The organism is Micromonospora sp. NPDC023633 (assembly GCF_040640035.1).
Taxonomy (GTDB): domain Bacteria; phylum Actinomycetota; class Actinomycetes; order Mycobacteriales; family Micromonosporaceae; genus Micromonospora.
In genome coordinates this window covers 1-5593 of sequence record NZ_JBFABB010000228.1, presented here as the reverse complement: position 1 = coordinate 5593, position 5593 = coordinate 1, and the positions used below count along the sequence as shown (strand labels likewise).

The 5593-nt window shown below is 74.4% G+C and carries 6 protein-coding genes and 1 pseudogene; 4 read left to right on the top strand and 3 right to left on the bottom strand.

Annotated features, from left to right (window positions below):
* Positions 1-48: 48 nt before the first annotated feature.
* From AB0G13_RS33840 to AB0G13_RS33830, 3 genes are read right to left on the bottom strand one after another with little or no spacing between them, the layout of a single operon-like run.
* The gene (locus AB0G13_RS33840) at positions 49-732 is read right to left on the bottom strand and encodes a VTT domain-containing protein (RefSeq protein ID WP_357883519.1); all 684 of its coding nucleotides are present in this window, start codon (positions 730-732) and stop codon (positions 49-51) included.
* Positions 729-1451, bottom strand: a complete 723-nt coding sequence (locus AB0G13_RS33835; protein ID WP_357883516.1) for a glutamine amidotransferase — start codon at positions 1449-1451, stop codon at positions 729-731. Before AB0G13_RS33835 ends, AB0G13_RS33840 begins: the two co-directional genes overlap by 4 nt.
* Complete coding sequence (locus AB0G13_RS33830; protein WP_357883522.1) at positions 1441-2688, bottom strand: MurT ligase domain-containing protein; 1248 nt, start codon at positions 2686-2688, stop codon at positions 1441-1443. The genes AB0G13_RS33835 and AB0G13_RS33830 overlap by 11 nt, the downstream gene beginning before the upstream one ends.
* 355 nt (positions 2689-3043) lie before the next feature.
* On the opposite strand from AB0G13_RS33830, the gene mraZ reads away from it, so the two are divergent.
* The 4 genes and pseudogenes from mraZ to AB0G13_RS33810 all read left to right on the top strand — a co-directional run.
* Entirely contained in the window at positions 3044-3475 is a 432-nt protein-coding gene (mraZ, locus tag AB0G13_RS33825) for a division/cell wall cluster transcriptional repressor MraZ (protein ID WP_357883513.1), read from the top strand.
* Positions 3476-3680: 205 nt separating this feature from the next.
* A pseudogene (rsmH, locus tag AB0G13_RS33820) lies at positions 3681-4794 on the top strand (16S rRNA (cytosine(1402)-N(4))-methyltransferase RsmH).
* Positions 4784-5389 carry a septum formation initiator family protein gene (locus AB0G13_RS33815; RefSeq protein WP_357883510.1) on the top strand — a complete coding sequence of 202 codons (606 nt, stop codon included), beginning with the start codon at positions 4784-4786 and terminating at the stop codon, positions 5387-5389. Before rsmH ends, AB0G13_RS33815 begins: the two are co-directional and overlap by 11 nt.
* Before the next feature lie 5 nt (positions 5390-5394).
* Positions 5395-5593: hypothetical protein (locus tag AB0G13_RS33810; RefSeq protein WP_357883507.1), on the top strand; the 199-nt coding region annotated here is incomplete at its 3' end.

Below are 5593 nucleotides of genomic sequence, written 5' to 3'. Positions count from 1 at the left end.
GCCCGCTGTCCCCGCCCGCGCCGGGCGGCCCGCTGCGCACCGCCGGCCTCAGCTCGGCCCGAGCCGGCGCTGTCGCTCGGCGCGCCACCAGCGGCGGATCAGCACGACGCTGGCGACCAGGCCGAGCGCGGCCGGAGCGGCGCCGAACCAGTTCATGTCGCCGGGGGAGGTGACCGCCGCGCCCACCGCCGCGTAGCCGAAGGCGGTGGGGGCGGAGGCGAGCACGCTGCCGGCGAGGAACGGCAGCACCCGGGCGCCGGTGGTGCCGTAGCCGTAGCTGACCAGCCCGAAGCCGGCGATCGGCAGCAGCCGTACGGTGATCACGCCGAGGACGCTCTGCCGGGCGAACCAGCCGTCCAGCCGGGCCAGCCGGCCGCGCACCCGGTCGGCGACGAACTCCCGCCCGAGGAGGCGACCGACCGTGAAGCCCAGCGCCGCCGCGAGCAGCGCGGCGCCCAGCGCGTACGCGGCGCCCTCCAGCGCGCCGAAGATCGCGCCCGAGGCGAGCGTGATGAAGGTGCGGGGCACCAGCGCGACCAGCAGCAGCGCCCCGCCGAGCACCGCCGCCACGGGGGCGAGACCGCCCAGCCGGTCGGCCATCCGGGGCAGCTGGTGCGCCTCGGGCAGGTCGACGACGAGCAGCGTCGCCCCGAAGGCGGCGAGCAGGAGCAGCAGCAGCGCGAACCGGACGGCCGACGGCTGCCGCAGCAGCCGACGGACGGCGGGGATCATGCCCGGGCGGCGGCGGCCACCGCGGCGCGGCGCTCGGCGCGCAGCCGATCCGGCCAGCTGTCGTCCAGCGGCGGGAGCTGGTGCGCCCCCGTGGCCCAGCGCAGCAGCAGGTCCGCGAGGGCGGGGTTGCGGGCCAGGGCCGGGCCGTGCGAATAGGTGCCGAGCAGCTTGCCCCGCCACGCCCCCTCGGTGGCGCCGTCGTTGCCGACCCCGGCGGTGACCCGGGCCAGCGGGGAGACCCCCGGGCCGAGGTGCGTGCGCCCGCCGTGGTTCTCGAACCCGGTCAGCGCCGGCACGCCCAGCCGCGGGTCGATCTCGCCGGCCAGCTCGCCGACCGCGCGGGTCGGCCCCCGGTCGGAGGAGAGGTCGAGCAGTTCCAGCCCGGCGCAGAGGGTGCCCTTGGCGAAGAAGGAGGTGCCGAGGAGCTGGTAGCCGGCGCAGACTCCGAACACGACCGAGCCCTGGGCGACCGCCCGGTGCAGGCCGCCGTCGGCGAGCAGCCGCTGCGCGCCGAGCGCCTGCGGGCCGTCCTCGCCGCCGCCGATGAGGTAGATGTCGGCGGTGGAGGGGAGGCGCTGGTCGGAGCGCACCTCCAGCACCTCGACCGGAAAGCCGCGCTGGCGCGCCCGGCGGGCGAGGATCAGCGCGTTGCCACGGTCGCCGTAGGTGGAGAGCAGGTCGGGGTAGATCCAGACGATGCGCAGGCTCTCAGTTGACACGGTCCAACTCCGCTCGGATGTCCTGGAACGCGGTGTAGTTCGCGATGACCTCCAGGCGGCCCGGGGGCACCGACCGGACGGCGTCGTCGAACGTCCGCACGTGCTGGAAGGGCACGTCGTTGACCTCCAGCCGGACCGCGAGGTCGTACGCGCGGTCGCCGGTGATCAGCACCTGCCGGCCCCGTAGCGGGGCGAAGTCGACGTCGAAGAGCCACGAGGTGTCCAGCCCGTCGGGGTCCCGGGCGTTGATGGAGAGCAGCGTCGGCGCCTCGTCGGCCATGTCGAACGCCTCCAGCCAGCTGGCCGGGTTCTTCGCCAGCAGCAGCCGGATGTTGCGCCCGTCCCGGTCGACCTGGGCGTAGCGGCCCGCGACGGAGGTGACGGTGCCGAGCTGGAGCACCGCGTCGACGGGCCGGACGCCGAACTCGGCGGCGACGGCCAGCGCGGTCGCGGCGTTGCCGACGTTGACCTTGCCGGGGAGCTGGAGCTTGACCTTGTGCCAGGCGCCGGTCGGATCGACCACGCCGTCGTCCTCCACGATCCACTGCGGCTCGGGCCGGCGCAGCGGGCAGCCGCTGCACCACCACTGGTCGCCGGAGCGCTGGATGGTGGAGCCGCACTCGGGGCAGACCCAGGAGTCGTCGTGCCAGCGTTGCCCGGCGCTGAACCAGGTGACCTGCGGCGGGGCGATGCGGTGGTCGTGGTTGGGCGGCGGGGTCGCGGCCCACACCACCATCGGGTCGTCGGCGTTGGCGACGATGCGGACGTTGGTGTGCCGGACCAGCGCGGCGCGCCAGAGCTGCGCCATCATGGCGACCTCCTTGGCCCGGTCGAGCTGGTCGCGGGAGAGGTTGAGCAGCGCCACCACGTGCGGTTCGGTGGCGTCCAGCACCTGGGCGAGGTAGTGCTCGTCCACCTCCAGCACCGCGTAGGGCGTGCTGCCGGCCTTGGCGAGCGCCGACGTGTGGCCGGTCGGCATGTTGGCGCCGAAGGAGTTGGTGGCGACGCGGCCGAGCACCCCGACCGCCGCCGCGGTGAGCCGGGTGGTGGTGGTCTTGCCGTTGGTGCCCGAGACCAGGGCGATGGCGCGCCCGGCCGACAGGTGGGCCAGCAGGTCTGGGTCGATCTTCAGGCCGATCCAGCCGCCGATCACCGAGCCGTCACCGCGCCCCGCGGCCCGCGACAGCGCCGCGGCGGTCCGCGACACCGAGCTGGCCACCTTTGCCCGCAGGGGCATCTTCGCGTCCGTCACCCGAGCGAGGTTACCGGACCGGCGACCCCGCCAGATCGCCGCCGACGGCGAACCGTTCGGCCGGGGTGACCCGGCGGGGCGGTCGGACCGCGCTCAGCCGGACGGAGTCGATCTATGTCGGAAAGCGGACGGGCCCGGCGGGCGCCGCGGCCCTCCACTCCGCTCCACCCCCATTGACGTGCTGTTTTGCGCGCCGAAAGGCCGCGCCACGCGGGCGATTCTGGTTGCGGGTGGAGGGAAGTGGAGTAGAGTGGGGCCCAATGGTGAGGCCGGGAGGGCCCACCGGCCCGGGGGGTCAGCGGCGCCGCGAACGCCGCTCAAGGGCGAGGGGGTTGGGCCGATGTTTCTCGGCACCCACACCCCACGCCTGGACGACAAAGGCCGGTTGATCCTCCCGGCGAAGTTCCGGGACGAGTTGGCGGGGGGTGTCGTGATCACCAAAGGGCAGGACCGCTGCCTCTACGCCTTCCCGATGCCCGAGTTCCAGCGGATCGCGGAGCAGTTGCGCGCGCAGCCGGTGACCAACAAGGCGGCCCGGGCCTACAGCCGGGTCTTCTTCGCCAGCGCGCACGACGAGGTGCCCGACAAGCAGGGTCGGGTGACGATCCCGGCCCACCTGCGGGCCTACGCCACTCTCGACCGGGATCTGGTCGTGATCGGCGCGAGCACCCGGGTGGAGATCTGGGACAAGGCTGCCTGGGAGACCTACCTCGCGGAGAGCGAAGACGACTTCGCCGACATCGAGGAGGGGGTGCTGCCCGGCGGTCTGTAGGGCGTGACGACGCCCGACGTACTGCGAGATCTCCACCCGCTTTCGAGTTCCTGGCACCCCTTCCCCGGTGCCAGGCGCACGATCCGATCGGAGGGCCGCGGCCTCCGACGGGCGGGAGCGGATGGGGATCTGGCGGTACGACGGCACGGCGTCGTCCGGCGACGGACGCGTGAAGGACGAAGGTTTCACACCAGTGGGGGTCGACATGGGGGAGCTACGCGGCACGCACGTGCCGGTGCTGCTCGAGCGGTGTCTCGAGTTGCTGGCCCCCGCGCTGGGCCGGGGCGGGCGGACGGTCCACGTCGACGCGACGCTGGGGCTGGCCGGGCACGCCGAGGCGGTGCTCGAGGCGCATCCGGAGACGGTGCTGATCGGGCTGGACCGGGACACCGAGGCGCTCGCCCACGCGCGCGTCCGGTTGGCCCGCTTCGCCGACCGCGTCCATCTGGAGCACGCCGTCTACGACGAGCTCCCGGAGGTGCTCGACCGGCTGGGCTATCCGGCAATCGACGGCATCCTGTTCGACCTGGGGGTCTCCTCCCTGCAACTCGACGCACCCGACCGCGGGTTCGCCTACGCGCAGGACGCCCCGCTGGACATGCGGATGGACCAGACCCGGGGGACGACCGCCGAGGAGGTGGTCAACACCTACGCCCATCCGGACCTGGCCCGCGTGCTGCGGGTCTACGGCGAGGAGAAGTTCGCGGGCCGGATCGCCTCGGCGATCATCCGCGAGCGCGAGCGGGCCCGGATCACCTCGTCGGCGCGGCTGGCCGAACTGGTCAGGGAGTCCATTCCGGCACCCGCGCGACGAACCGGGGGACACCCGGCCAAGAGAACGTTTCAGGCTTTACGGATCGAGGTAAACAAGGAGCTGGCAGCGCTGGAGACGGCGCTGCCAGCCGCGCTCGACAAGCTCAACGTGGGCGGCCGCATGGTGGTCCTGTCCTACCACTCGCTGGAGGACCGGCTCACCAAGGCGGCGCTCAGCGACCGGGTCCGCAGCAAGGGCCCGGTCGACCTCCCGGTCGAACTGCCCGGGTCCGGTCCGACGTTCCGGCTGCTCAGCCGGGGCGCCGAACTGCCCGGGGAGGTGGAGGTCGCCGCGAACCCGCGGGCCGCCTCGGTGCGGCTGCGGGCCGCGGAGCGACTCGACCCGGACGCGGCGCAGCAGGGGCGTACCGACCGCGAACGGTACCGCCGGCGGGTGAAGGCGATGCACCAACCAGGGGCGGGGTCCCCCGGATCCGACACGGATCCGACGGACCCCGGGGGACGGGACAGGGACGGACGAAGAGGGGGAGGGACATGACGAATGACAAGCGCGACCGCCGGGACGTCACCGGCGGCGGGCAGCGCGCACCGCGGTCGGGGGGCCGGACCGCGGCGGAGCGGGCCACGCGCATCGGGACCGGCACGCCGCGGGCGGACCGCGCGAACCAGCAGGGGGAGACTCGCGCCCGGGGGGCGCGCGAGTTCCCGACCCAGGGCAGCGCCGCGCTGCGGCCGGCCGAGCGGGAGAGCGTCGGCACGGCGCGCCCGCCCCGGCTGCGGGTGGCGCCGCCGCCGCCGGTGAAGGTGCCGCGGGCGCCGTTCGCCGCGCTGGTGCTGGTGCTGGTGGTCGGCGGGGTGCTCGGCATCCTGCTGGTCAACACGAAGATCAACGAGAACGCCTTCCGGCTGGAGAAGCTCCAGGAGCAGCAGGCCAAGCTCGACGTGGAGCAGCAGCAGCTGAACAAGCAGATCGCCGACGCGGAGGCCCCGGGCAACCTGGAGGCCCGGGCCCGCCAGCTGGGTCTGGTGGAGGCGGGCGAGCCGGCCTACATCCGGCTGCCCGACGGCAAGGTGATCGGCGTGCCGCAGCCGGCCGGGGGCCAGCCCTCGATCACCAGCCAGCAGGGCGCGGGAGGCTGACGACCGTGCCGCCGAGATCGGAGGAACCGCGCCGGGACGCCACAGGCTCCCGGCGCGGTTCGTCGCGTAACGCCGGTGGCCGGGGCGGCGAGCCGCGCTCCGGCGAGCCGGGGGTCGGTGGCATCTCCGACGCCCGGGCGTACACCCCGCGCGATGTCGAGATCAACGTGGCGCCGCGCCGGCTGGCCGGCACCGGCACCCGCG